Origin of the sequence: Tepidibacter thalassicus DSM 15285, assembly GCF_900129915.1 — a bacterium.
GTDB lineage: Bacteria > Bacillota > Clostridia > Peptostreptococcales > Peptostreptococcaceae > Tepidibacter > Tepidibacter thalassicus.
In genome coordinates this window covers 1-25561 of sequence record NZ_FQXH01000008.1, presented here as the reverse complement: position 1 = coordinate 25561, position 25561 = coordinate 1, and the positions used below count along the sequence as shown (strand labels likewise).

Annotated in this window: 28 protein-coding genes and 1 other annotated feature; of the genes, 27 read left to right on the top strand and 1 reads right to left on the bottom strand. The window is 27.2% G+C overall.

Features of this window, described 5'->3' with window-relative positions:
- Positions 1 to 9: 9 nt before the first annotated feature.
- The 27 genes from BUA19_RS04250 (at position 10) to trpS (ending at position 25218) form a co-directional block, all read left to right on the top strand.
- Positions 10 to 738 carry a DUF881 domain-containing protein gene (locus BUA19_RS04250; protein WP_072724042.1) on the top strand — a complete coding sequence of 243 codons (729 nt, stop codon included), beginning with the start codon at positions 10 to 12 and terminating at the stop codon, positions 736 to 738.
- Position 739: 1 nt separating this feature from the next.
- Positions 740 to 1093, top strand: a complete 354-nt coding sequence (locus BUA19_RS04245) for a small basic family protein (RefSeq protein ID WP_072724040.1) — start codon at positions 740 to 742, stop codon at positions 1091 to 1093.
- Positions 1094 to 1198: 105 nt separating this feature from the next.
- Positions 1199 to 2308 (top strand): cell division protein FtsZ, encoded by a 1110-nt coding sequence (gene ftsZ / locus BUA19_RS04240; RefSeq protein ID WP_072724038.1) that lies wholly within the window; start codon positions 1199 to 1201, stop codon positions 2306 to 2308.
- Between the two features lie 151 nt (positions 2309 to 2459).
- Complete coding sequence (locus tag BUA19_RS04235) at positions 2460 to 3299, top strand: sigma-E processing peptidase SpoIIGA (protein WP_072724036.1); 840 nt, start codon at positions 2460 to 2462, stop codon at positions 3297 to 3299.
- 35 nt (positions 3300 to 3334) lie between these two features.
- Positions 3335 to 4066 (top strand): RNA polymerase sporulation sigma factor SigE, encoded by a 732-nt coding sequence (gene sigE / locus BUA19_RS04230; protein ID WP_072724034.1) that lies wholly within the window; start codon positions 3335 to 3337, stop codon positions 4064 to 4066.
- 91 nt (positions 4067 to 4157) lie between these two features.
- Positions 4158 to 4931 carry an RNA polymerase sporulation sigma factor SigG gene (gene sigG / locus BUA19_RS04225; protein ID WP_072724326.1) on the top strand — a complete coding sequence of 258 codons (774 nt, stop codon included), beginning with the start codon at positions 4158 to 4160 and terminating at the stop codon, positions 4929 to 4931.
- 99 nt (positions 4932 to 5030) lie between these two features.
- Positions 5031 to 5294 carry a YlmC/YmxH family sporulation protein gene (locus BUA19_RS04220; RefSeq protein ID WP_072724032.1) on the top strand — a complete coding sequence of 88 codons (264 nt, stop codon included), beginning with the start codon at positions 5031 to 5033 and terminating at the stop codon, positions 5292 to 5294.
- A gap of 51 nt (positions 5295 to 5345) precedes the next feature.
- Positions 5346 to 5804 (top strand): transcriptional regulator NrdR, encoded by a 459-nt coding sequence (gene nrdR, locus BUA19_RS04215; protein ID WP_072724030.1) that lies wholly within the window; start codon positions 5346 to 5348, stop codon positions 5802 to 5804.
- 4 nt (positions 5805 to 5808) lie between these two features.
- Positions 5809 to 6516: a peptidoglycan editing factor PgeF gene (pgeF, locus tag BUA19_RS04210; RefSeq protein WP_242939234.1), complete on the top strand. Its 708-nt coding sequence runs from the start codon at positions 5809 to 5811 to the stop codon at positions 6514 to 6516.
- 14 nt (positions 6517 to 6530) lie between these two features.
- The gene (locus tag BUA19_RS04205; protein WP_072724022.1) at positions 6531 to 7220 is read left to right on the top strand and encodes a response regulator transcription factor; all 690 of its coding nucleotides are present in this window, start codon (positions 6531 to 6533) and stop codon (positions 7218 to 7220) included.
- Between the two features lie 93 nt (positions 7221 to 7313).
- The gene (locus BUA19_RS04200) at positions 7314 to 8501 is read left to right on the top strand and encodes a HAMP domain-containing sensor histidine kinase (RefSeq protein ID WP_330388998.1); all 1188 of its coding nucleotides are present in this window, start codon (positions 7314 to 7316) and stop codon (positions 8499 to 8501) included.
- A gap of 70 nt (positions 8502 to 8571) precedes the next feature.
- A complete protein-coding gene (locus tag BUA19_RS04195) occupies positions 8572 to 9480 on the top strand; it encodes a YIEGIA family protein (protein ID WP_072724018.1) in 909 nt (302 codons plus the stop codon).
- Positions 9481 to 9482: 2 nt separating this feature from the next.
- Positions 9483 to 9674, top strand: a complete 192-nt coding sequence (locus BUA19_RS04190) for a capping complex subunit for YIEGIA (protein ID WP_072724015.1) — start codon at positions 9483 to 9485, stop codon at positions 9672 to 9674.
- A 92-nt stretch (positions 9675 to 9766) separates the two neighbouring features.
- Positions 9767 to 11092 carry a DUF512 domain-containing protein gene (locus BUA19_RS04185; RefSeq protein WP_330388997.1) on the top strand — a complete coding sequence of 442 codons (1326 nt, stop codon included), beginning with the start codon at positions 9767 to 9769 and terminating at the stop codon, positions 11090 to 11092.
- A 19-nt stretch (positions 11093 to 11111) separates the two neighbouring features.
- Positions 11112 to 12434, top strand: coding sequence for a ribosome biogenesis GTPase Der (gene der / locus BUA19_RS04180; protein WP_143145370.1), 1323 nt, complete (start codon positions 11112 to 11114; stop codon positions 12432 to 12434).
- A gap of 5 nt (positions 12435 to 12439) precedes the next feature.
- Entirely contained in the window at positions 12440 to 13033 is a 594-nt protein-coding gene (gene plsY / locus BUA19_RS04175; protein WP_072724009.1) for a glycerol-3-phosphate 1-O-acyltransferase PlsY, read from the top strand.
- Between the two features lie 17 nt (positions 13034 to 13050).
- A complete protein-coding gene (locus tag BUA19_RS04170) occupies positions 13051 to 14076 on the top strand; it encodes an NAD(P)H-dependent glycerol-3-phosphate dehydrogenase (RefSeq protein WP_072724007.1) in 1026 nt (341 codons plus the stop codon).
- Between the two features lie 153 nt (positions 14077 to 14229).
- Entirely contained in the window at positions 14230 to 15705 is a 1476-nt protein-coding gene (spoIVA, locus tag BUA19_RS04165) for a stage IV sporulation protein A (RefSeq protein WP_072724004.1), read from the top strand.
- 207 nt (positions 15706 to 15912) lie between these two features.
- A complete protein-coding gene (locus BUA19_RS04160) occupies positions 15913 to 17169 on the top strand; it encodes an HlyD family efflux transporter periplasmic adaptor subunit (RefSeq protein ID WP_242939245.1) in 1257 nt (418 codons plus the stop codon).
- Between the two features lie 11 nt (positions 17170 to 17180).
- Positions 17181 to 17882, top strand: coding sequence for a YggS family pyridoxal phosphate-dependent enzyme (locus tag BUA19_RS04155; RefSeq protein WP_072723999.1), 702 nt, complete (start codon positions 17181 to 17183; stop codon positions 17880 to 17882).
- Positions 17883 to 17895: 13 nt separating this feature from the next.
- Positions 17896 to 18342 (top strand): cell division protein SepF, encoded by a 447-nt coding sequence (locus BUA19_RS04150; RefSeq protein WP_072723997.1) that lies wholly within the window; start codon positions 17896 to 17898, stop codon positions 18340 to 18342.
- A gap of 21 nt (positions 18343 to 18363) precedes the next feature.
- Complete coding sequence (locus BUA19_RS04145) at positions 18364 to 18639, top strand: YggT family protein (RefSeq protein WP_072723995.1); 276 nt, start codon at positions 18364 to 18366, stop codon at positions 18637 to 18639.
- Positions 18640 to 19428 (top strand): YlmH family RNA-binding protein, encoded by a 789-nt coding sequence (locus BUA19_RS04140; protein ID WP_072723993.1) that lies wholly within the window; start codon positions 18640 to 18642, stop codon positions 19426 to 19428.
- A gap of 11 nt (positions 19429 to 19439) precedes the next feature.
- Positions 19440 to 19892 carry a DivIVA domain-containing protein gene (locus tag BUA19_RS04135; RefSeq protein ID WP_072723991.1) on the top strand — a complete coding sequence of 151 codons (453 nt, stop codon included), beginning with the start codon at positions 19440 to 19442 and terminating at the stop codon, positions 19890 to 19892.
- Positions 19893 to 19963: 71 nt separating this feature from the next.
- Positions 19964 to 20235, top strand: a binding site (T-box leader).
- Positions 20236 to 20317: 82 nt separating this feature from the next.
- Positions 20318 to 23422: an isoleucine--tRNA ligase gene (gene ileS, locus BUA19_RS04130; protein WP_072723989.1), complete on the top strand. Its 3105-nt coding sequence runs from the start codon at positions 20318 to 20320 to the stop codon at positions 23420 to 23422.
- Between the two features lie 67 nt (positions 23423 to 23489).
- Positions 23490 to 24188 carry a 5'-methylthioadenosine/adenosylhomocysteine nucleosidase gene (locus tag BUA19_RS04125; protein ID WP_072723987.1) on the top strand — a complete coding sequence of 233 codons (699 nt, stop codon included), beginning with the start codon at positions 23490 to 23492 and terminating at the stop codon, positions 24186 to 24188.
- Positions 24189 to 24213: 25 nt separating this feature from the next.
- Complete coding sequence (gene trpS, locus BUA19_RS04120; protein ID WP_072723985.1) at positions 24214 to 25218, top strand: tryptophan--tRNA ligase; 1005 nt, start codon at positions 24214 to 24216, stop codon at positions 25216 to 25218.
- Between the two features lie 99 nt (positions 25219 to 25317).
- Here the strand turns inward: trpS and BUA19_RS04115 are convergent.
- The coding region (locus BUA19_RS04115; RefSeq protein WP_143145369.1) for a transposase at positions 25318 to 25561 on the bottom strand (244 nt) is incomplete at its 5' end.

The window sequence follows — 25561 nt, the reverse complement described above, 5'->3', positions numbered from 1 at the left end:
TGAAATTATATGAGCAAAAAAATAAAACAAAAATCTATAATTTGTTTGATGTTTCTTTTGGGAATTATAATATCGATTCATATGAAAAGTTTAAATCCCAATAATACTTTTGTTACATTGAAAAGTATAAAGGAGATGGAAAATCAAATTAATTTAGAGAGAGTAGAATTAGAAAATATAAAAAAGTTAGTTTTCGAAAAAAAATCTGATGTAGCTAAGTATGAATTGGAGTTAGATGAAAGTGGTTCTATAAGTAGTATATTAGAAAACGAATTAAAAGATATTAAAATTATTACTGGTTTTGAAGATGTAAAAGGAGAAGGGGTAATTGTAGAATTAAAGGATAGTGAAAAGCCTTTAGAAGAACCTTTAGAAGAAGGAGAAACGCTTAATAATTACTTAGTACACGATATAGATGTTTTAATGATAGTAAATGATTTAAAAGTGGCAGGTGCAGAAGCTATATCTATAAATGGAGAAAGAGTGATATCTTTATCAGAAATTAAATGTTCAGGCCCTACAATAACGGTAAATGGTTCAACTTATGGACCACCATTTGTTATTAAGGCTATAGGAAATAAAAAACTTTTGCAGGCAGCTATGCAAGCGCCTAATTCTTATGCAGTTTTGTTAAAATATATTTCCAAAATAGATGTAAATTTAAAGGTTATGGATGAAATTATAATACCTAAATATGATAAGAAAATAAATTTTACATATATAAAAGAAGGTGATTAATTTGATTTTATCTTTGATAGGACTTGCACTTGGGATAATTATTGGATATTATATACCTGTAACTTATCCTGATAGTTATTCTTTGTACATATCTGTTGGTTTATTAGCAGCCATGGATTCTGTATTTGGTGCAATAAGGGCAACTTTAGAAGGAAAATATGATAATATTATATTTATAACTGGTTTTTTTGGAAATGCAATTTTAGCGGGGTTATTGGCTTATATAGGTGATAGATTGGGAGTACCACTTTATTATGCTTGTATATTTGTGTTTGGAGGAAGGTTGTTCCAAAATTTTGCTATAATTAGAAGGTGTGTTTTTAATAAATTACTGAACAAAAAAAGAGGAGATTAATATTTTATGTTGAATACCTTAAATATTAATAAAAGTTTTGAGAAGCAATGTAATAAATATAGCATAAATTTAAAATGAATTATTATATAGTAAGGAGGTTCCTACATGCTACAATTTGATGTTGATATGGATCAATTTGCACAGATAAAAGTAATAGGAGTAGGCGGCGGAGGAAATAATGCTGTTAATAGAATGATAGAAGCTCAGCTAAAGGGAGTTGAGTTTATAGCTATAAATACGGATAAGCAAGCTCTTTTTACCTCTAAAGCTGAACAAAAAATACAAATTGGAGAAAAATTAACGAGAGGTTTAGGAGCAGGAGCAAACCCGGAAATAGGTAGAAAAGCTGCAGAAGAAAGTAGAGATGCTATAATGCAAGCTCTTCAAGGAGCGGATATGGTTTTTGTTACTGCTGGTATGGGAGGTGGAACAGGAACGGGTGCAGCGCCAATAGTAGCTCAAGTTGCTAAAGAATTAGGTATACTTACAGTAGGTGTTGTTACAAAACCATTTACATTTGAAGGAAGAAGAAGAATGCTTCATGCAGAACAGGGAATAAAAGAATTTAAATCTAATGTAGATACTTTAATAACAATACCTAATGATAGATTACTTCAAGTAGTTGAAAAGAAAACTTCTATGCTTGAAGCTTTTAGGATAGCTGATGATGTTTTAAAACAAGGTGTTCAGGGTATATCAGATTTAATTGCAGTTCCTGGTCTTGTAAATCTAGATTTTGCTGATGTTCAAACTATAATGAGGGAGCAAGGGCTTGCTCATATGGGTATAGGAAGTGCTAAAGGAGAAAATAGAGCTATTGAAGCAGCAAAACAAGCTATTCAAAGTCCATTGCTTGAAACTTCTATAAGAGGAGCAAAAGGAGTATTACTTAATATAACTGGAGGATCAGATTTAGGTTTATTTGAGATAAATGAAGCTGCAAGTTTAGTTCAAGAAGCTTCAGATCCAGAAGCGAATATAATATTTGGTGCAGTTATAAATGAAGATTTGGGAGATGAACTTAAAATCACTGTTATAGCAACAGGATTTCAAGAAGGTCAAGATAATGCTTTAGATATATCGAATTATAAAGAGAAGGAAAAAAACAATGAAATAAATAATGAAGTAAGAGAAGAAAGAAAATCAAGAGAAGAAAAACAAAATAATTTTGATCATGATTTGGACATACCTACATTTTTAAGGAGAAGAAGATAAAGAAGTCTTCTTCTTTTTTTGTGTTTAATAAAATTTTGTTATAAATTGAAGAAATAATTTTAAATTCGACTACGTATTATGACATAAAAATAATAAGTGATTTAGTATAATTTATTTATGGATAATTTAAAAATTTTAATAGGTGATTTTAATGATAGTTTATGCAGAGTATTATTTTTTTGAAAATTTATTATTAGATTATATTATGATAAAAACTACTTCTAAAATACTTAATTTATATTTAGTTAGGTATAAAGCATTAATTGGTGCATTAATTGGAGCTGTATATTCTATGTTTTATTTTATTCCAAAATTTTATTTTTTATACACTATTATATTTAAAATTATATTTAGTAGTTTAATAGTATTAGTTGCTTTTGAGTATAAAAATATAAAACAGTTTTTAAGAACTTTATTTACATTTTATTTAGTGAGTATATTTTTAGGTGGAAGTGTTTTTTTTATAGAGTATTTTATAGGTATAAATAATATTACAATTTCTTTAATAATTACAATAGTTTTTATTAGTTATAAGATATTGAGTTGTTTTTATAATGATTTAAAAAGTTTGAATATATTTAAAGATATTCAAAAAGAAGTATGTGTTAAAATTGAAGATAATATTTTAACATTTAAAGCCTTATTAGATACAGGTAATTTATTAAAAGACCCTATAACAAAAGATCCTGTCATGATAGTAGATGTAAAGGAGTTAGAAAAGATTTTGCCTGAGGAATTAGTTTATATAGATTATTCTATTATGGATTTTAAAAAAGTAAATTATTTATTAAGTAAGTTGAGTATTGATATTTCAAATAGATTTAGGATAATACCGTATAAAATTGTTGGAAATGAGAGAGGTTTAATACTTGGAATTAAAGCTGATTATGTAGAAGTGGATGGAAATAAAAAGGGAAATATTATTTTAGGATTATCAAATTTTGCTCAAAATGATGAGTATAATGCAATAATTAATCCAAATTTTATTTAAAATATAAAATTTTTATTTTATGAGGGGGGGTATTTATGTTAAAGTTTTTTAATTTATTAAAGAGTAAAATTTTGTATTTAATCAACAGAATGTTAATTAAGTTTGGATTTATGAATTATGATGAAATGTATTATTTAGGTGGTAATGATATACTTCCACCGCCTTTGAATCCAGAAGAAGAAGCAGAACTTTTGAAAAATATTGATAAAGATGAAAATGTAAAAAGTATATTGATTGAAAGAAATTTAAGATTAGTTGTTTATATATCTAGAAAATTTGAAAATACAGGATTAGATATAGAAGATTTAATTTCTATAGGAACTATTGGACTTATAAAAGCTGTAAATACATTTAAACTTGATAAAAATATAAAACTTGCAACATATGCTTCAAGATGTATAGAAAATGAAATACTTATGTATTTGAGGAAAAATAGTAAAAAGAAGGTTGAAGTTTCATTTGACGAGCCATTAAATGTTGATTTAGATGGAAATGAACTTCTGCTTTCAGATGTTCTTGGAACAGAAAATGATGAAATATATAAATTGATAGAAGAAGAAATAGACAAAGAACTTCTTCAGATAGCTTTAGATAAATTATCTAATAGAGAAAAGCAAATTATGGAGTTGAGATTTGGGCTTCAAAATGGAAATGAAAAAACTCAAAAAGAAGTAGCGAATATTTTAGGGATATCGCAATCGTACATATCAAGATTGGAGAAAAAAATAATATTCAGATTAAAAAAAGAAATGAAAAAATTTGTATAATTTCCTAATATTTATAGCTCCTCAAAAGTATAAAAAATTTATTTATGTAAATAATTGAAAAAGAAATATTTTGAGGAGAGGACTGGTATTGATGCAAATTAATAAAGTAGAAATATGTGGAGTAAATACATCTGAATTACCAGTATTAAGTAATAAACAAATGCTCGAACTTTTACCAAAAATAAAAGATGGAGATGAAAATGCTAGACAAGAATTTATACAGGGAAACTTGAGATTAGTACTAAGTGTAATACAAAAATTTAATAATAGAGGAGAAAATATTGATGATTTATTTCAAATTGGATGTATAGGGCTTATAAAAGCAATAGATAATTTTGATTTAAGTCAAAATGTAAGGTTTTCAACTTATGCAGTTCCTATGATTATAGGAGAAATAAGAAGGTATTTAAGAGATAATAATCCTATAAGGGTGAGTAGATCGTTAAAAGATATAGCTTACAAAGCTCTCCAAGTAAGAGAAAGACTTACTAGAGAAAATGCTAAAGAACCTACTATATCAGATATATCCAAGGAACTTAATATAGATAGAGAGGATATAGTATTGGCTCTTGATGCTATACAAGATCCTATTTCATTATTTGATCCTATATATCAGGATAATGGAGATGCTATATATGTGATGGATCAAGTTCAAGATAAAAAAGGGAATGACGAGGTGTGGATAGAAGAAATTGCATTAAGAGAGGCTATAAAAAAATTAAATAGTAGAGAAAAACTTGTACTTGATTTAAGATTTTATAAAGGGAAAACACAAATAGAAGTAGCTGAGGAGATAGGTATATCACAAGCTCAAGTTTCGAGAATAGAAAAAAATGCTTTGAAAAATATGAGAAAATATATTTGACCTTAAATTTGAGGTCATTTTTTTTGTTTAGTATTTTTGTATTTGTTATAAAATAATTTTTAAATTCATATTTATTATTTATAAGGAGGGGGATTTTGTATGTTTAAGATATCAGATATTATGGAAAAAGAGGTTGTAAATATAAATAATGGGAAAAAATTAGGATTTATAAATGATATAGAATTGGATATGAATGAGGGGAAAATAAGATCTTTAATTATTTTTAATGAAAATTCAAAGATGTATTTATTGGGAAGAGGAGAGTGTTATTCTATTTTGTGGAATGAGATAGTAAAAATAGGGTGTGACACAATTTTAGTAAATATTGATCAGAGGGTAGAACTTAATAGCATGGACATATAGTTTATTAATGTATATAATTAACTTAAGATGAAAATTGGAGGGATTTATTTTATGAAGTGTCCATATTGCAATTTTTCTCAATCAAAAGTAATTGATTCTCGACCGACTGATGAAGGAAGTTCTATAAGAAGAAGAAGAGAATGTGAAAGTTGTAAAAAAAGATTTACTACTTATGAGAGGATAGAAGATATAACATTGATGGTAATAAAAAAAGATGGAAATAGAGAAAGTTTTGATAGAAGCAAAATAATAAATGGAATTATAAAAGCTTGTGAAAAAAGACCAGTGTCTATTGATGTTATAGAAAAGATGGTTAAAGATATAGAGAGTATTATAAATAGAAGTATGGTTAAAGAAATAGATAGTAAAAAAATTGGAGAATTAGTTATGGAAAAATTGAAAGAAATAGATGAAGTAGCTTATGTTAGATTTGCATCTGTGTATAGACATTTTAAAGATATAAATACTTTTTTACAAGAACTTGAAAAAATACTAAATGAGAAAAGGTGATTTTGTGAAATATATATTTTTTGATGAGGTAAAAAAATATCCTTTTGTTAAAGTTGCTTTTACAACTAAGGATATAGATGTTTCTAAAGAAAGTGATAGAGAAAAAGTTTGTGATGATTTGGGGTTTAATTTTAAAAATTTAACATTTAATAAACAAGTTCATGGAGATAATGTAATATTGATAGATGATATTGAAAAGACAGGTATAGTTAATAATGGCGATGGACTTATAACTAAATTGTCTAAAGTTCCAATAATGGTATTTGTAGCAGATTGTGTATCTATAGGGTTTATAGATATAAGGAATAATATTATAGGATGTGTTCATGCTGGTTGGAAAGGGACTTTCGAAGAAATATCTTCAAATTTAATAATAAAAATGAAGGAAAAGTTTAATTCTAAGAGTGAAGATATAGTTTGTGTTATAGGGCCATCAATAGGTCCTTGTTGTTATGAAGTGGGAATAGATTTGATTGAGAAATTTAACAATAAATTTACAAACTTGAGTGATAATTTTTATATAATTAAAGAGAAAAAATATTTTTTAGATCTTTGGAAAATAAATGAACATATATTAATTAAGAATGGAATAAAAAGAGAAAATATAGTTAATTTGAATTTATGTACAAATTGTAATGAACATTTATTTTATTCTTATAGGAGGGACAATAAAACATCTAAAAGAATGGGACTTATAATTGAGTTAGTATAAGTGGGAGGTTAGATATGAGTAGGAAAATACTTGTTATAGATGATGAAGAAAATATAGTGGAACTTTTAAAATTTAATTTAGAAGTAAAAGGTTTTGAAGTTGAAGTAGCTTATGATGGATTAGATGGTTTTATTAAAGCTAGGGAAATGCATTCAGATTTAATTCTTTTAGATAGAATGCTTCCTAGTATGGATGGAATTGAAGTTTTAAAAAGAATAAGAAAAGATGAAAATATCAAAAATATACCCGTAATAATGCTTACTGCAAAAACTATGGAAAAAGATAAAATAGAAGGGCTTGAAGTAGGGGCAGATGATTATATAATAAAACCTTTTAGTGTAGAGGAAGTAGTAGCTAGGGTAAATGCTGTACTTAGAAGATATAATTCGACTAAAGGAGATACTAGAGATATTATTAATTTGGGGGAAATAAAAATAGATCTTCAAAATTATGAGGTTACAAAAAATGGGGAAAGAATAGATCTGACATTAAAAGAATTTGAGCTTTTGAAATTATTAATTCAAAATAGGGGCAAAGTTTTATCAAGAAATTTTTTATTAGATAAAATATGGGGATATGAGTATTTTGGAGAAACTAGAACGGTAGATGTTCACATAAGACATTTAAGAAAAAAAATAGAAGAAGATGATAAAAGACCTAAATATATAGAAACTATAAGAGGAGTTGGATATAAGATAAAATAGAGAGAGGTGGTTTAAATAAATTATAATGATGTATATGTATTAGTTTTATTACTTGTTATAATATCGATTTTGATATATAGGTATTTAAGTATATTGAGAAAGTATTTAAAAGAAATTATACTCGTATCTAATAAAGTGAGTAATGGAGATTTTTCTGTTAAGTTGAAAAATCAATATAGTGGTGATTTGGGAAGATTATCTAATAATTTTAATTTTATGATAGCTAAAATTAATAATAATATAGAAGAACTTGAGGATAAAAATATTAAATTAAAGTCTATATTAAAGAGTATATCTAATGGGATAGTAGCTATAGATAATGATGAAACTATACTTTTAATTAATGATGTGGCAAAAGAATTTTTTGATTATAAGGGGGATAAATTTGAAGGAGAAAAAATTGATAAAGTTATAAAAAATGATGTTTTATTGAACTCTATAAAAAAATTAATTCCTCTTAGAAAGAGTACTAAGATGCAAGTAGAAGATGAAAAAGATAAGTTTTATAAAATAAAAGTAGACCCTATATTATTGAAAAATTCAGAAAATGTTATAATAGGATCTATTATTAACATTGAAGATGTAACGGAAACTGTAATGGCTGAAAAGATAAGATCTGATTTTGTAGCTAATGTTACCCATGAACTTAAAACTCCATTAACTTCTATAAATGGTTTTATAGAGACATTAAAAAATAACAATGAAATTGATATAGAAACTAGAAATAAATTTTTGGATATAATTAATGCAGAATCAAATAGACTTAGAAGGCTTATTGATGATATATTGCTTTTATCTTTTATTGAAAATAATAGAAATGATAAATATGAAGAAGTGAATTTATTTTTGGCATTTAAGGAGGTATTTGATCTTACTTTTAATTTAGCGAGAAATAAAAATATAGAGTATACTTATAGTTTTTCGAATAAAGATATATATTTAAACACGAATAAAGATTATATTAAACAGATTTTTTTGAATTTAATAGACAATGCTATTAAATATACACCTGAAAATGGAAGTGTAAGAGTTTTAGTAGATGATGATAATAAGAATATAAAAATATCTGTTAAAGATACTGGAATTGGAATACCTAATGAAGAAATATCGAGAATATTTGAAAGATTTTATAGAGTGGATAAAGCTAGAAGTAGAAAAATAGGAGGAACAGGTCTTGGACTTGCTATTGTAAAACATATAGTTATATCTTTAAATGGAAATATAGAAGTAAAAAGCAAATTGAATGAAGGAACAGAATTTATAGTTTTTATTCCAAAATAAATATTTCCTTATTTTACAAGGAAATTTTTATTTTTTTTTTGAAAAAATAAAAACTATAAGGAGTGATAGCGTGAATAATTATATATATTTAATTACATGTTCATTTATAATGGGAATAGTAGCTAGACTTTATATGATGAGACTTGATTATAGACAATATCCTACTTATCCTCAGGGTTTTGTATCTCATATAACATTAGGAATAATTGCATCTGCTTTGGGTGCTGTAGCTGTTCCAGCGTTAGCAGAAAAAGAATTTTCAGCAGTTACTTTTTTAGCGTTGGCTGCACAGCAGTTTAGAGATGTTAGAAATATGGAGAGGCAAAGTTTAGATAATATAGAAAGTACAGAGCTTGTTCAAAGGGGAACTGCATATATTGAAGATATTGCAAAGGCTTTTGAAGCAAGAAATTATATGGCAATTCTTACTGCTTTATCTACGGGAATAGTGTTTTACATTTGTTCAAATATTTTTAATTTAAACAATTTAGTAGCTGTTGTTGCATCTGTTTTAGTTGGAATTATGGTAGCTAATTTTCTTAAGGCTGTATTGACACGAGATAAAATTGGGGAAATAGCTGATGTAATACCAGCTAAAATAAGTTTTGATGGACCATTGCTTACAGTAAATGGTGTTGTTATTATGAATGTTGGGTTATCTTCTTCAAGGGAAAGGTATTTAAAAGAGGGTCTTGCAGTTGAAATAATTCCAAAAGATCCTAATAATATAGGAATTTTGTTTAATTTAGGACAGAGACAAGCTATTGCACATAATGTTTGTGTACAGCTTGGAATAAAAAAGGATGTTGATGAGCCAGATTTTACGCCTATTGTCAGAAGAAATCCTAAAAATGAAAGTATAGTTATGCCTATAATACCTATTAAAAAGGATGAAAGTTTACTTGTACAAATAATAAAAAATACTCCCGTTATAGAATCTGCAAAAGGAAAAACGAGTTTTTTGAAAGGTAGGGAATAGTTATGGATGTAGGTATAAATGAGTGTATACTTGCTATAGTTACTGTGGATAAAAAAATGGTATCTAATACAGTTCCTATATTTTATGTCGATAATAGAGATGAATTAGAAAGAAGATCTTTAATAATATCTAAATGTATGAGAGGTATGGTTCATGATGTAGAAAATGATACTTTTATAATAGTTAAGCACTAGGGTACCTTAAAAGGTACCTTTTCTTATCTTGACTATTTAATGTATTACATGATAATATAACTTGACATATTATTTTGAGAGTGGTGATGACTTTGGAGATAAAATATACTGAAATGAGAAATGTAATAAGCAACATTCAAAAAAATAGTATAGCTGAGGAAATTGGTATAGAAAAAGGAGATATACTTTTAAGTATAAATAATCAAAAAATACAAGATATTATTGAATATAAATTTTTAATTTCAGATGAGTATTTGGAAGTAGAAATACAAAAAAGAAATGGAGAAATTTACATATATGAAATAGAAAAAGAATATGATGAAGACTTAGGGATAGAATTTATAAATCCCATCATAGATAAAGCTAGGAGTTGTAGGAATAAGTGTATATTTTGTTTTATAGATCAACTTCCAAAAGGTATGAGAAAGACACTTTATTTTAAAGACGATGATTCTAGACTTTCTTTTTTACAGGGGAATTTTATAACTCTTACAAACATGAGTGAAGATGATATACAAAAAATGATAAAATATAGGATAAGTCCTGTAAATATATCTGTACATACTACTGATCCAAATTTAAGAGTTAAAATGTTAAATAATAAAAATGCGGGTAAAATATATGATATAATGAAAAAGCTAGCAGAGGCATCAATTGATATGAATTGTCAAATAGTACTTTGTCCTGGGGTAAATGATAAAGAAAATTTGGATAGAACTCTTTTAGATTTATCTAAATTATATCCTCATGTGAAAAGTGTTGCAATTGTTCCGGTAGGGCTTACTAAGTTTAGAGAAGGACTTTATAATTTAAAAGAGTTTGACAAGGAAAGTTCTAAATATGTAATTGATAAAATAACTAAATTTCAAAAAAAATTTTTAGAGACATTAGGAACTAGGTTTGTGTTTTTATCTGATGAATTTTATATAATGGCAAAGGAAAAAATGCCTGATTATGAAAGTTATGAAGGTTTTCCTCAAATAGAAAATGGTGTAGGGTTAATTTCTAAATTTGAAAGAGATGTGGACAATTATTTGAAAAAGACATTTATTAAATTAAATAAAGAAAAGGTAGTTTCTATTGCTACAGGAGAATCTGCATTTGAATTTATAAAAAGTATTTCGTGTAAAGTTATGAAAAATATACAAGGATTGAAGATAAATGTTTATAAGATAAAAAATGAATATTTTGGAGAAAGTATAACAGTTTCTGGGCTTATTACTGCAACAGATTTGATTAAGCAGTTAAAGGGAAAGGATTTAGGCAGTAGGCTTATTATTCCAAAATCAATGCTTAAATCAGATGAAGATATTTTTCTCGATAATATGACTTTAGATGAACTTGAAATGAAATTAAATATAAAAGTATTTCCTGCTAAAAATGAAGGAAAAGATTTTGTAAAAAAAATGATAGGGTAAAAGAAAGGAGAGATTTATAATGAGTAGACCTATAGTAGCTATAGTTGGGAGACCTAATGTTGGGAAATCCACTTTGTTTAATAAATTAGCTGGAAAAAGAATTGCGATAGTAGAAGATACACCTGGAGTAACTAGAGATAGAATATATACAGAGGTTGAGTGGTTAAATAAGTATTTTACATTAATTGATACAGGAGGTATAGAGCCTGAAAGTGATGATATAATACTTTCTCAAATGAGAACTCAAGCTGAACTTGCCATGGATATGGCTCATGTAATATTGTTTATTGTTGATGGTAAGCATGGACTTACTAATGATGATAGAGAAATAGCTCAAATGCTTAGAAAAACAAACAAACCAGTTTTATTAGTTTTAAACAAGGTAGATAGTAAAGAACAATCTGAACATTATTACGATTTTTATGAGTTAGGATTAGGTGATCCAATAGAGATATCTGCTTCAATTGGATTAGGAATAGGAGATTTATTAGATGAAGTTATTAAGAATTTTCCAGAAGGATTAGATACTGAGTATGACGAAGATATTATAAAGGTAGCAATAGTTGGAAAGCCTAATGCAGGAAAATCTTCTATATTGAATAATATATTAGGTGAAGAAAGGGTAATAGTAAGTCCTATAGCTGGAACTACAAGAGATGCGATAGATACTTATTTTGAAGATGGAGAAGATAAATATTTATTAATAGATACAGCTGGTATAAGAAGAAAGAGTAAAGTAAGTGAAAATATTGAAAAGTACAGTGTGTTAAGATCTATTACAGCAGTAGAAAGAGCTGATGTTGCTCTTATAGTAATTGATGCAACACAGGGAGTAACAGAGCAGGATACTAAGGTAGCTGGTATAGCGCATGATGAAGGAAAATCTAGTATAATTGTAATTAATAAATGGGATTTAGTAGAAAAAGATGATAAAACAATGAATATGTTTGTAAAACAGATAAGAGAAAAACTTCCTTTTATGATGTATGCACCGATATTATTTGTTTCTGCAAAAACTAATCAAAGAATGCATAAAATATTACCAAAGATAAAATATGTATCTAATGAGCATTCAAAAAGAGTACATACTGGGGCTTTAAATGATGTTATAGGGGAAGCAGTGCTTTTAAATCAGCCACCTTCTGATAAAGGCAAGCGCTTAAAAATTTATTATGCTACACAGACTTCTATAAAACCTCCTAACTTTACGTTGTTTATAAATGATAAAAAACTTACTCATTTTTCTTATCAAAGATATTTAGAAAATAAAATAAGGGAGAATTTTGGATTTGAAGGAACGCCTATAAGATTTAATTACAAAGAAAAAGAAAGGAAGAGATAAGTTGTATGAATAATTATTTGTTATCCGCTTTGATTTCTTATTTCTTGGGAAATTTTTCAACATCTTATGTAATAGGTAAAACCATGGCAAAAATAGATATAAGACAATATGGTTCAGGAAATGCTGGTACTACAAATGTACTTAGGACATTGGGAAAAAAAGCAGCGTTATTGACTTTTTTAGGTGATGGTTTAAAGGGAGCATTAGCAGTACTTATAGGATTTAAAATAGGAGGAAATAATGCAGCTTTAATTTCTGCTTTATTTGTGGTTTTGGGGCATAATTGGCCTATTGTTTTAAAATTTAAAGGGGGAAAAGGTGTAGCAACAACACTTGGTTCAATGGTAGCAATATATCCGTTACAGGCTATTTTTTCTATATTATTAGGTATAATTATTATATATAAGAGCAGATATGTATCTCTTGGATCAATTTTAGGGATATGTTCTTTTCCATTTTTTATGTTTTTTAAGGGGAAAAATGAATTTATTTTATCTTTAGCTTTGATGTTTTTAATATTATTTACACATAGAGCTAATATAAAAAGGCTTATAAATAAGACGGAAAGAAAGATAGGGCAAAAAGTTGAAATAAGATAAATTAGGAAGGTGTTTTTATGGAAAAGATTTGTGTGTTAGGTGCTGGTAGTTGGGGTAGTGCGCTTGCAATTTTATTATCTAAAAAAGGTTATGAAGTTAGTCTTTGGATGAGAAATGAAAAACAATATGAAAGTATGATAAAGACTAGAGAAAATTTAAAGTATCTTCCAGGAGTTTTATTGCCTAACAATGTAAATTTAACATTAGATATAAAAGAAGCTGTAACAAATTCTAAAATAATAGTATTAGCAGTGGCATCGCAAGGTGTTAGAAAAATTTTAAAATCTATAAAAGATTTTACTAATAAAGATCAAATTATAGTAAATGTAGCAAAAGGATTTGAAAAAGGTACTAATTTAAGAATATCACAGGTTGTTAAAGAGGAACTTCCATACAATAATTATGTTATACTATCAGGACCTTCTCATGCTGAGGAGGTTTCTAAAGACATGCCAACTACGGTTGTAGTGGCATCAGAAGATATAAAAATAGCTGAATATGTGCAAGATACTTTTATAAATCCAAAATTTAGAGTATATACAAATCCAGATGTAATTGGAGTAGAGCTTGGTGGGGCACTTAAAAATATAATAGCATTTGGTGCAGGCATGTGTGATGGGCTTGGATATGGAGATAATACAAAAGCCGCTTTAATGACAAGGGGAATTAGAGAAATAGGAAGATTAGGAGTTGCCATGGGGGCTCATGCAAGTACTTTTTCAGGACTTTCGGGAATAGGAGATTTAATAGTTACATGTACTAGTATGCATAGTAGAAATAGGCGAGCGGGTATACTAATAGGACAAGGGAAGACATTAGAAGAAACGTTGAAAGAAATAAAAATGGTTGTAGAAGGAATAACAGCTACAGAAGTAGCGTATAATTTATCTATAAAATATGGTGTAGATATGCCTATAACTAAGGAGATATATGAAGTTTTATATGAAAATAAAGATGTAAAGGAATCTGTTATAAATTTAATGCTTAGAAGCAAAAAACATGAAATGGAAGAAGTTGTAATTGATGAAAAGTTTAATTTTTAAATATTATTTTCAAAACCGCGTTGTTTTTAGATGAAAAACAATGCGGTTTTTTATTTTTTAAATTTTTAGCATAAAGACTTTTTTATTTAGAGTAATATTAATACTCTTAAAGTAATATATATTTATTAAGAATTTAAAGCGGGAGGGGTAATTATGAACAATAATATATATGAAGATATTTTGAAAAGGACTCAAGGAGATATTTATATAGGGGTGGTAGGTCCTGTAAGAACAGGAAAGTCTACATTTATAAAAAAGTTTATGGAATTGTTAGTTATACCTAATATTGAAAATGAATATAAAAGAGAAAGAACAAGAGATGAACTTCCTCAAAGTGGTACAGGAAAGACGATAATGACTGTAGAGCCAAAATTTGTTCCAGCTGATGGAATTGAAATAAAGCTTAAAGAAAAACTTAGAATGAAAATAAGAATGGTTGACTGTGTAGGTTATTTAGTAGATGGAGCGTTAGGACATGAGGAAGATGGAAAAGAGAGAATGGTATCTACTCCTTGGATGGAAAAGCAAATTCCTTTTGAAATGGCGGCAGAAATAGGAACTAAAAAAGTTATAAAAGAACATTCAACTATAGGAGTTGTAGTGTTAACAGATGGAAGTATAACAGGAATAGATAGAAAAAATTATATTCCATCTGAAGAACGAGTTATAAATGAATTAAAAGAATTAAATAAGCCATTTACTATAATATTGAATACAATTCATCCTGATGATGAAAGTACTTTAAATTTAAAAAGAGAATTAGAAGAAAAATATAAAATGTCCGTAATACCTGTTGATATATTGAATATGGATTTAGAAAATATAGAATATATAATGGAAAGTATATTATTTGATTTTCCTTTGAGAGAAATAAATATAAATTTACCAAAATGGGTAGAAGGTCTTGAAAAAAATCATTGGATTAAAAGCAATATAATTAAAGTGATAAAAGATAGTTTAGAAGATATAAATAAAATAAGAGATGTTCAAAATATCGTCAATAAATTCAAAAGTATGGAATTTTTAGAGGGGTGTTGTTTAGACGATGTGGGTTTAGGTGAAGGAGTAGTAAATGTAAAATTAGAAACTAGACAAGACTTATTTTATAACATACTTGAAGAAAAGACTGGGTTTAAAATAGAAGGAGAGCATCAGTTGCTTAATTTAATTACTAAATTATCTAAAATTAAAGCAGAGTATGATAAAGTAGAAACTGCATTAAATGATGTTAGAACTAAAGGATATGGACTGGTTCCTCCGTCACTTGATGAATTAACCCTTGATATTCCTGAAAAAGTTAGAAAAGGAAATCAATATGGAGTAAGACTTAGAGCAAAAGCTCCATCAATTCATTTAATTAGAGCGGATATTACTACAGAAGTTTCACCTGTAGTTGGAACGGAAAAACAAGGTGAGGAATTAGTAAAATACTTATTAGAAGGATTTGAAGAAAATCCAGAAGAAATATGGAAATCTAATATGTTTGGAAAATCACTTCATGATTTAGTAAAAGAACAGCTTCAAAATAAGTTGTTTATGATGCCTGAAGATGTAAGAGTTAAAATGCAAAAAACACTTCAAAAAATAATAAATGAGGGAAGTGCTAATTTAATAACTATAATATTGTAGATAGGAGCTTATTTTTAAGTTCCTTTTTTCTTGACTTTTAATAAAATGTTGATATAATTTTATTAGTTAAAAGGGTTTAGAGTAGATATCTCTGTTCTAAACCCTTTTTTTTCTAAATGTATATTTTTATTAAATATAAAATTATAAGAGGATAAATAAAACTTTTGAAGAATTATTAATTTATATGAGGTGATTTTTTTGACTAAAGTGAAGGCAAAAAAAAAGAAAAAAAGAAAAATTAGATTTAATTATGTTATAATTTTAGGTGTTTTTATATATATTTTTTTAAAACTTATCAATAACATATTTAATTCTGTAATACCAATAGCTACAGTAGAGTATGGAAATTTAGCAGAATCTATAGAAAAGTCAGGAGTAATAATAAGAAATGAGAAACTTATTTTTTCAAAAGCATCGGGACAAATAAGTTATTTTGTAAATGAAGGAAAAAGAATACCTAAAAATGAAAAAATTGCAGAAATAGAGATAAAAAAAATAAATCCTAAACTTAAAGAAAAGCTTGACACATTAAATCGGAGAATTGAAGGAATAAAAATAAATAGAGATGAAGAAATTTTAAAAAAAGATATGGAGAAAATAAATAGAAGTATACATATGTTAAGATCAGAAATAAAAAATAAAATAATAAATAAGGATATAAAAAACATACAAAACTTAAAGGAAGATCTTCTCTATGTTATAGACAAAAAAAGTTTAATTTGGGGAGAAAAAAGTATTGTTGGAAAAAATTTAAAAACTTTAGAAGAAGAAAAAGTTATTCTTGAAAATAAAATTAATAATTCAATAAATCTCGTTTTAGCTGATGAAGCAGGAGTTGTTTCTTTTAATGCAGATGGACTTGAAGAAATACTTAAAGTTTCTTCTTTAGATAAATTAGATTCAGAGTATTTGTTAAATATTAAAAATAATAAAAATAAGATAGTTAAAGATAATCAAACTGTAGAAGTTGGAAATCCTATTGCAAAAATAGTAAACAATCATATGTGGTATATAGCTGTTGTTTTGGATAAAAATGAAAAAGATAAATTTAAAGTGAATAAAAAGGTTAAAATTGAAAAAGGTAAGCAAACTTTTTCTGGAATAGTTAAATATTTATATAAAGATAAATTGGGAAAATACATAGCGGTGTTTGAAATAAATGAGGATAAAATAGATTTTTATAGTCAGCGGGTTAGTGATTTTAAAATAACATACAAACGAATAAGTGGCATAAAAATCCCTAAAAATGCAATTACAACTAAAAAAGGTAAAAAGGGAGTGTATGTAATTTCAGAGACGGGAAATGCTGTTTTTAAAGAATTGAAAAGTATTTTAGGGGAAAATAATGAATATGTTGTCTTGAATTATACAGATATTAAAAAAAATAGAATAGATACTGTAGATTTATATGATGAATTAATTTTAAATCCTAAAAATATTAAAGAAGGTCAAAAAGTAAGGTAGGTGTTAAAACTTTGAGTTACATAAAGGAAAATTTAAATGATGTGTTAAAGGATATTGAAAATGCTTGTATTAAAGCAAATAGGAATAAAGAAGATATTGTTTTAATAGGTGTTACAAAAACTGTAGATATACCTATAATGGAAGAAGCGATAAAAAATGGAATAAAACATGTAGGTGAAAATAAGGTTCAAGAATTAGTTAAAAAATATGAAATAATAGGAAATAAAGTGAAATGGCATCTTATAGGAACTTTACAGACTAATAAAGTAAAATATATAATTGATAAAGTAGATATGATACATTCATTAGATAGATTATCTTTATGTAAGGAGATAGATAAGAGAGCTAAGTCTATAAACAAGGTAGTTGATTGTTTAGTTCAAGTAAATATTTCAAAAGAAGAAAGTAAGCATGGTATTTATAAAGAGGATGCTGTTGAATTTATAAAAAATATATCAAATAATTTTAAGAATATAAAAATAAAAGGACTTATGACCATGGCACCATATGTTGATAATCCAGAAGATGCTAGAATATATTTTAGAGAGTTGAAAGATTTATCGAATGAAATAAAAAAATTAAATTTAGAGAATGTATACATGGATTATTTATCTATGGGAATGAGTAATGATTTTAAGATTGCAATAGAAGAAGGGTCTAATATGGTTAGAATAGGAACTTCTATATTTGGAAAGAGAAATTATATGAAATAGGGAGGTTATAAATATGTCGGATAAATTTGTAGATAAAGTTAAGAGATTTATGGGATTTGAAGAATACGAGGAAGAAGAAGAATATGAAGAAGAACAAGAAGATGAAGTTTTATCTTTTAATCAAAGAACGAGTTCTAAATTAAATAATAAAATAGTTAATATACATGCTACTACTCAAATGAAAGTAATGATACACGAACCACAAGAATACGATGAAGCAGCTTCCATAGTAGATAATTTAAAAAATAGAAAAGCTGTTATTGTCAATCTTGAAAATATAGAAGATGTAGAACTTGTTAAGAATATATTTCACTTTATAAGTGGTGCAGTGTATGCTTTAGATGGAAGTATTCAAAAAGTATCTAAGGGTATATTCATATTAGCTCCTAGTAATATAGATATAGATGGAAATATAAAAAAGGAGCTTGAAAATAAGGGATTATTTCCATGGCAAAAATAAAAGCTAAAAGGAGAATAATTTATGTGGATTATAATTAGAGCATTAGGTTATTTTGTGGAATTTTTAGAACTTATGATTTTAATCAGAGTAATTATGTCTTGGATTCCAAATGCTAGATATTCTAGATTTTATGATACTATTTACTCTATAACAGAACCAATACTTGAACCGATTAGAGAGTTGATGTTTAGATATTTTAATACAGGACCAATAGATATTTCACCAATAATTGCATATTTTTTAATAAAAATTGTATATCTAATATTAGTTAGAATATTAATAGGAGTAGTTTTTTAGATGGTAGATAAAGAAAGAATTACAAATCACATAAAAGACTTAGAGCTTAAAAATACTTTGTATAAAGTAATAGACAAAGCTATAGGAGTGTTAAAAAATCATGATTATAGGTGTACTGATTTTTTAAATCCTTATGAAATAAAAAATGCAATATCTATACTAAATGCTGTAGATGATATAAAATATTCTATATATGGAGGATATGAAAAATCAGAAAGGAAAGTAATATATATATATCCGTATTATATATTTGAGCAAGATTTGGACATACCTATAAAGGTTTTGGAGATAACAGGCAATTTTAAATTTAAAGAAATATCTCATAGAGATTATTTAGGAGCTATATTAGGTCTTGGTATTAAAAGAGAAAAAATTGGAGATATAATAATACATAAAGATTTTTGTCAAGTAATAGTTAAAAAAGATATATGTGATTTTTTGTTATTGAACTTAAATAAAGTAGGAAACAATAGTGTGAAAATAAAGGAAATAGACATTTCAGATATAAAGTATTCTGAACCAGAATATAAAGAAGTGAGTTTTACAGTTTCTTCTCAAAGATTAGATTGTATAATATCAGGTATATATAACTTATCAAGACAAGAGAGCAGTAAAATTGTATTATCTCAAAAAGTTTATATTGATTTTGAACTTGTAAATACGACTTCTAAAGCTGTTAAAGAGGGATCTTTAATATCTGTAAAGGGAAGAGGAAGAGCTATAATATCAGAAATAGGAAATTATACTAAAAAAGGACGAGTAAAAGTCAAGGCAAAAATAATACTATAGGAGGTTTGGGTATGATAACTCCATTAGACATAGAAAATAAGGAATTTAAAAGAAGTTTAAGAGGATATAAAGAAGAGGAAGTAGATGAATTTTTAGATGAAGTTAAAGAAGATTTTGAAAAGTTATATAAAGAAAATATAGAATTAAAAGATAAATTAAATATGCTTAGTGAACAAGTTAATAAATATAAAAATATTGAAGAGACATTAAAAAATACTCTTATAATTGCTCAGAATACAGCTGAAGAAGTAAATTCTAATGCTTCTAAAAAAGCACAGTTAATAATAGAAGAAGCAGAACTTAAGGCTAGAAAAATAATAGAAGAGGCAAATAATCAAGTTATAGAAATTAGAAAGGAATATGAAGAAACTAGAAAGGCATTTAAACTGTTTAGAGGAAAATTTAAATCGCTTCTTGAAAGTGAAATAAAAACTATAGATCAAACATTTGACGATATAGATTAATAAAAAATATTGACTAAAGTAAAAATTTATTATAAAATGCTAATAAATATTTTAAATATTAATTGAATATTTTAAAAGCTGTGAAGGGGAAGAGTATATTTTAGATGATTTTACAGAGAGCTGACGGTTGCTGAGAAGTCAGTAAATCTATAAAATAGAAAATCACCCCAGAGCTGCAGGCTGAAAGTAATAATGAGTAAGCTGAGCCGGTAAAGCCGTTAAATTAAATGAGATGCCATGTTAAGATTTTATATTTGTTAGATATAGCCTAAGCGTGAGCAAGTGGGAGAGAGTTCACTATGGCAATTAGGGTGGTAACACGGGGAATTACCTCGTCCCTTTTCGGGACGAGGTTTTTTGTGATTTTTGTATAATTTAAAATAAAAAATAATGGAATAATAAATATATAAGAAAGGGTGAAATATATGAAGAAATTTGAGTCATTAGTAAATTCAGTTGTAGAAAGCGAAAAACAAATATCTGAATTTTGGAAAAAAGTAAATATATTAGAAAAAACACTAGAATACGGAAAGGATAAGCCTTCTTTTGTATTTTTCGAAGGACCACCAACTGCAAATGGAAAACCTGGAATTCATCATGTCATGGCTAGAACATTAAAAGATTCTGTTTGTAGATATAAAACTATGACTGGTTATCAGGTAAAAAGAAAAGCGGGATGGGATACGCATGGTCTTCCTGTTGAAATAGAAGTTGAAAAGCAGTTAAATCTTAAAGATAAACAGGCGATTGAAGATTATGGTATAGATAAATTCAACGAAAAATGTAGAGAATCAGTTTTTTCATATGAAAAGCTATGGAGAGAAATGACAGAGCGTATGGCTTATGAAATAGACCTTGATAATCCGTATATAACTCTTGATAATAATTATATAGAAAGTGTTTGGTGGATTCTTGATAAATTTAATAAAGAAGGATATATATATGAGGGACATAAAATACTTCCGTATTGTTCAAGATGTGGAACTGGACTTGCATCTCATGAAGTTGCTCAAGGGTATAAAGAAGTAAAGACAAATACAGTTATAGTTAAATTTAAGAGAAAAGATGTAGATGAATATTTCCTTGTTTGGACAACTACACCTTGGACATTACCATCAAATGTTGCACTTACTGTTAATCCTAATGAAACTTACTTAAAAGTTAAATATAATGATGAAGTATACTATATAGAGAAAAATTTATCTTCAAAGGTAATTGACGGAGAATTTGAAGTTTTAGAAGAATTTAAAGGTAAAGAGTTAGAAGGAATAGAATATGAACAAATTATGCCTTTTGTAAAGACTGATAAAAAAGCTTTTTTTGTAACATTAGGAGATTATGTAACTACAGAAGATGGTACAGGTATAGTACACACTGCTCCTGCTTTTGGTGAAGATGACTATAATTTAGGTAGAAAATATGATTTACCTGTGCTTCAGCCTGTTGATGAAACTGGAAAATTTACAACTACTCCATGGAAAGGTAAATTTGTAATGGAAGAAGGAGTAGATGTGGAAATCATAAAATGGCTTCATGCTGAAGGGAAACTTTTCAAAAAAGAAAAAATAGCTCATAACTATCCGCATTGCTGGAGATGTTCAACTCCATTGTTATATTATGCTAAGCCTAGTTGGTATATAGAGATGACAAAGCTTAAAGATAAACTTATAGAAAATAATAATACAGTTGAATGGTATCCTTCATTTGTAGGAGAAAAGCGTTTTGGAAATTGGCTTGAAAATTTAAATGACTGGGCTATATCTAGAAGTAGATATTGGGGAACTCCTCTTAACATTTGGACATGTGAATGTGGACATAAAGAATCTATAGGTTCGAGAAAAGAACTAGTAGAAAAGGCTATAGAAGATATAGATGAAAGTATAGAACTTCATAGACCTTATATAGATAATGTTCATATAAAATGTAGTAAGTGCGGAAAAACTATGTCTAGAGTTAAAGATGTAATAGATTGTTGGTTTGACAGTGGAGCAATGCCGTATGCTCAACACCATTATCCTTTTGAAAATAAAGAAAATTTTGATGAGTTATTCCCTGCTGATTTTATATGTGAAGGAATTGACCAAACTAGAGGTTGGTTCTATTCATTACTTGCGATATCGACTTTTGTAAAAGGAGTAGCTCCTTATAAGAGGGTATTAGTTACTGATTTAATACTTGATAAAGATGGCAAAAAGATGTCTAAATCTAGAGGAAATACTATTAATCCATTTGAATTATTTGATAAATACGGTGCAGATGTTTTAAGATGGTATTTACTTTATGTATCACCGCCATGGACACCAACAAGATTTGATGTAGAAGGACTTAAAGAAGTTCAAAGCAAATTCTTTGGAACTATTAAAAATGTATATAATTTCTTTACGTTATATGCAAATACAGATGAAATAAATCCTAATGATTTCTTTGTAGAATACAAGGATAGACCTGAACTTGATAGATGGATTTTATCTAAATTTAATAATTTAAAAGTAAGAGTAGAGGAGTATTTAAATGTATTTGATTTAACAAAAGCAGTTAGAGATATTCAAGAATTTGTAAATGAAGACCTTTCAAATTGGTATATAAGACGTTCTCGTAGACGTTTTTGGACTACTGAGCTTACTGAAGATAAAAAGGCTGTTTATAATACAACTTATGAAATATTAGTTCAATTATCACAAATGGTAGCTCCATTTGCTCCATATATTTCAGAAGAAATGTATAAAAAACTTACTGGTGAATTTTCAGTTCATTTAAGTGAATATCCAAGAGTTAATAGAGAACTTATAGACTTAAAAGTGGAAGAAAAAATGGATTTAGTTAAAAATTTAGTTACTCTTGGTAGAGCATCAAGAGAAAATGTTAGAATAAAAGTGCGTCAGCCAATACAAAAAGTTTTAATAGATGGTAAGTATGAAGAATTAATAGATGATCTTGTAGAACTCATTAAAGAAGAATTAAATGTTAAAGAAGTAGTGTTTGCTAAAAATTTAAATGAATACATGAATTTTAGTTTAAAACCAAATTTTAAGGTTTTAGGACCTGTACTTGGATCAAAGCTTAAAGTATTTAGTAAAGCTTTATCACAGCTTGATGCATCAGTTGTAGTTCCTAAATTAGAAAATGGAGAAAGTGTATCTTTAGATATTGAAGGAGAAAAATTTGAAGTTACAAAAGATCATGTTTTAGTAAATATTTCTGCAAAAGAAGGATTTAATGTTTCAATGGAAAATAATTTATTTGTAATTTTAGATACTACTTTAACAGATGAACTTATAAATGAAGGATATGCAAGAGAGTTTATATCTAAAGTACAGCAAATGAGAAAAAATAATAATTATGAAATGATGGATAATATTAAAATTTATTTTAGTGGAGATAAAGATATATCTAAAGCTGTTGAAATTCATAGAGATTATATAATGAGTGAAACTTTAGCAGTGAGTATAGAAGAAACATCTGATGATAATTTTGAAAAGTACAATTTGAATGATCATGAAACTGGAATAAAAATAGAAAAAGTAAATTAATAAAGGTGCTCCTTTTATGGAGCGCTTTTATCTTAAAATAAAAGTATTGCAAATAGGAGGAATAAAAATGAATAGGATTGGTATAATAGGAGCCATGGATGAAGAAGTAGATATACTTAAAGAATTGATGAATATAGAAGAAACAATAGAAAAAGCTTCTTTGAAATTTTATGTAGGAAAATTAGAAGATAAAAGTGTAATTTTAGTGAGATGTGGAATAGGTAAAGTAAATGCTGCGCTTTGTACTCAAATACTTATAAGTGAATTTAATGTTGGAGCTGTTATAAATACAGGAGTTGCAGGAGCACTTCACGATGAACTTGATGTATTTGATATAGTAATATCTACAGATACTCTTCATCATGATTTTGATGTAACAGCATTTGGACATGAATTAGGTATAATTCCTAGAATGGAAACTTCTGTATTTAAAGCTGATGATAGATTAGTTAAAATAGCTTATGATTCAAGTGTGGAAATTGTCAAAGGTCATAAAGTTTTAAAGGGAAGAGTAGTTTCGGGTGATATATTTGTGAGCAATAAAGAGATAAAGGAAAAACTAGTTAATCAACTTAATGGATATTGTACAGAAATGGAAGGTGCTGCTATTGGACATACTTGTTATTTGAATAATGTACCTTTTGTAATAATAAGAGCTATGTCTGATAAAGCTGATGGTAGTGCAGATGTGAATTTTAATGAGTTTGTAAATAAAGCGGCACATAATTCAAAAGATATTGTGCTTAACATGATTAAAAAGATATAATAAAAGATTGAGAGGAGGTTGCTTGATGAGTGGAAAAAAAGTAATATTAAGTGGAGTTCAGCCATCGGGAAAATTGACTCTTGGTAATTATATAGGAGCCATTAACAATTGGGTATCTCTTCAGGATGAATATGACTGTTATTATTTTATAGCGGATTTACATGCGATTACTGTACCTCAAGAGGCTGCTAAGTTGAGAAGAAATTCATTAGAAGCTATTGCTCAGTATATAGCAAGTGGATTAGATCCTGAAAAAAATACTATATTTATTCAATCGCATGTGAGTGCACATGTTGAGTTAGCTTGGATATTAAATTCCATTACTTATATGGGAGAACTTAATAGAATGACTCAGTTTAAAGATAAATCTAAGAAAAGTGAAGCGAATTTAAATTCTGCATTATTTACATATCCAACATTAATGGCAGCTGATATTTTACTTTATCAAGCAGATTTTGTTCCGGTAGGAGATGATCAAAAGCAACATTTAGAACTCGCTAGAAATTTAGCTCAAAGATTTAATAATAGATATAGTGAAACATTTAAAATTCCAGAGCCGTATATATCTAAAGTAGGAGCAAGAATAATGAGTCTTCAAGAACCTACAAAGAAAATGTCAAAATCAGATGAGAATGAAAATGCGTATATAGGAATGGTAGACGATCCTGATTCAATATTTAGAAAAGTAAAAAGAGCAGTAACAGATTCAATTGGAGTAGTAAGGTATTCTGATGAGCAACCAGGAATAAAAAATTTAATAGATATTTATTCTAAACTTTCTAAAAAAACTGTTCAAGAAATAGAAACTATGTATGAGGGAAAAGGATACGGAGAATTTAAAAATGATTTAGCTGAAGTCATAATAGAAAGCTTAAGACCTGTAAGGGAAAAATACAATGATTTATTGAAAAATAAAGATTATTTAGAGAATATTTATGCTCAGGGTGCTAATAAAGCGGAAGCAGTTGCTAGAAAAACTCTAAGAAAAGTTTATAAAAAGGTAGGATTTATACCGAGAAAGTTTATATAGTGAAATAAAAGATTGTTGTAATTAACAGGTTCTTTGTCAAATAGTGTTGGTAAAGAGAATCACAAAGTTAATTGTTGGCCGTTTAAAACCGAATAGGTTTTAGACGGCTTTTAACTTTAGTAAATTTTGACTTATAAGTATTCTATTCTTGAAATGAAAAAAGCTTTTGTAGCCAAATGCAATCCTTTTTATTACTTTAATTTTATTATTAATTCCTTCAATTAATCCGTTTGTATAATCACATTCAAATGTATTTTTTATATAGTCTTTATACTTTTTAATAGATTTAATAGATGTTTTCATGTAATCAGATATATCTGAATGATTATTGTTAAGAATACTC

Coding starts and splice junctions, on each gene's coding strand:
- BUA19_RS04250 (WP_072724042.1), top strand. CDS start 10: ATGAGCAAAAAAATAAAACAAAAATCTATAATTTGTTTGATGTTTCTT.
- ftsZ (WP_072724038.1), top strand. CDS start 1,199: ATGCTACAATTTGATGTTGATATGGATCAATTTGCACAGATAAAAGTA.
- BUA19_RS04235 (WP_072724036.1), top strand. CDS start 2,460: ATGATAGTTTATGCAGAGTATTATTTTTTTGAAAATTTATTATTAGAT.
- sigE (WP_072724034.1), top strand. CDS start 3,335: ATGTTAAAGTTTTTTAATTTATTAAAGAGTAAAATTTTGTATTTAATC.
- sigG (WP_072724326.1), top strand. CDS start 4,158: ATGCAAATTAATAAAGTAGAAATATGTGGAGTAAATACATCTGAATTA.
- BUA19_RS04220 (WP_072724032.1), top strand. CDS start 5,031: ATGTTTAAGATATCAGATATTATGGAAAAAGAGGTTGTAAATATAAAT.
- nrdR (WP_072724030.1), top strand. CDS start 5,346: ATGAAGTGTCCATATTGCAATTTTTCTCAATCAAAAGTAATTGATTCT.
- BUA19_RS04205 (WP_072724022.1), top strand. CDS start 6,531: ATGAGTAGGAAAATACTTGTTATAGATGATGAAGAAAATATAGTGGAA.
- BUA19_RS04190 (WP_072724015.1), top strand. CDS start 9,483: ATGGATGTAGGTATAAATGAGTGTATACTTGCTATAGTTACTGTGGAT.
- der (WP_143145370.1), top strand. CDS start 11,112: ATGAGTAGACCTATAGTAGCTATAGTTGGGAGACCTAATGTTGGGAAA.
- plsY (WP_072724009.1), top strand. CDS start 12,440: ATGAATAATTATTTGTTATCCGCTTTGATTTCTTATTTCTTGGGAAAT.
- BUA19_RS04170 (WP_072724007.1), top strand. CDS start 13,051: ATGGAAAAGATTTGTGTGTTAGGTGCTGGTAGTTGGGGTAGTGCGCTT.
- spoIVA (WP_072724004.1), top strand. CDS start 14,230: ATGAACAATAATATATATGAAGATATTTTGAAAAGGACTCAAGGAGAT.
- BUA19_RS04150 (WP_072723997.1), top strand. CDS start 17,896: ATGTCGGATAAATTTGTAGATAAAGTTAAGAGATTTATGGGATTTGAA.
- BUA19_RS04145 (WP_072723995.1), top strand. CDS start 18,364: ATGTGGATTATAATTAGAGCATTAGGTTATTTTGTGGAATTTTTAGAA.
- BUA19_RS04140 (WP_072723993.1), top strand. CDS start 18,640: ATGGTAGATAAAGAAAGAATTACAAATCACATAAAAGACTTAGAGCTT.
- BUA19_RS04135 (WP_072723991.1), top strand. CDS start 19,440: ATGATAACTCCATTAGACATAGAAAATAAGGAATTTAAAAGAAGTTTA.
- ileS (WP_072723989.1), top strand. CDS start 20,318: ATGAAGAAATTTGAGTCATTAGTAAATTCAGTTGTAGAAAGCGAAAAA.
- BUA19_RS04125 (WP_072723987.1), top strand. CDS start 23,490: ATGAATAGGATTGGTATAATAGGAGCCATGGATGAAGAAGTAGATATA.
- trpS (WP_072723985.1), top strand. CDS start 24,214: ATGAGTGGAAAAAAAGTAATATTAAGTGGAGTTCAGCCATCGGGAAAA.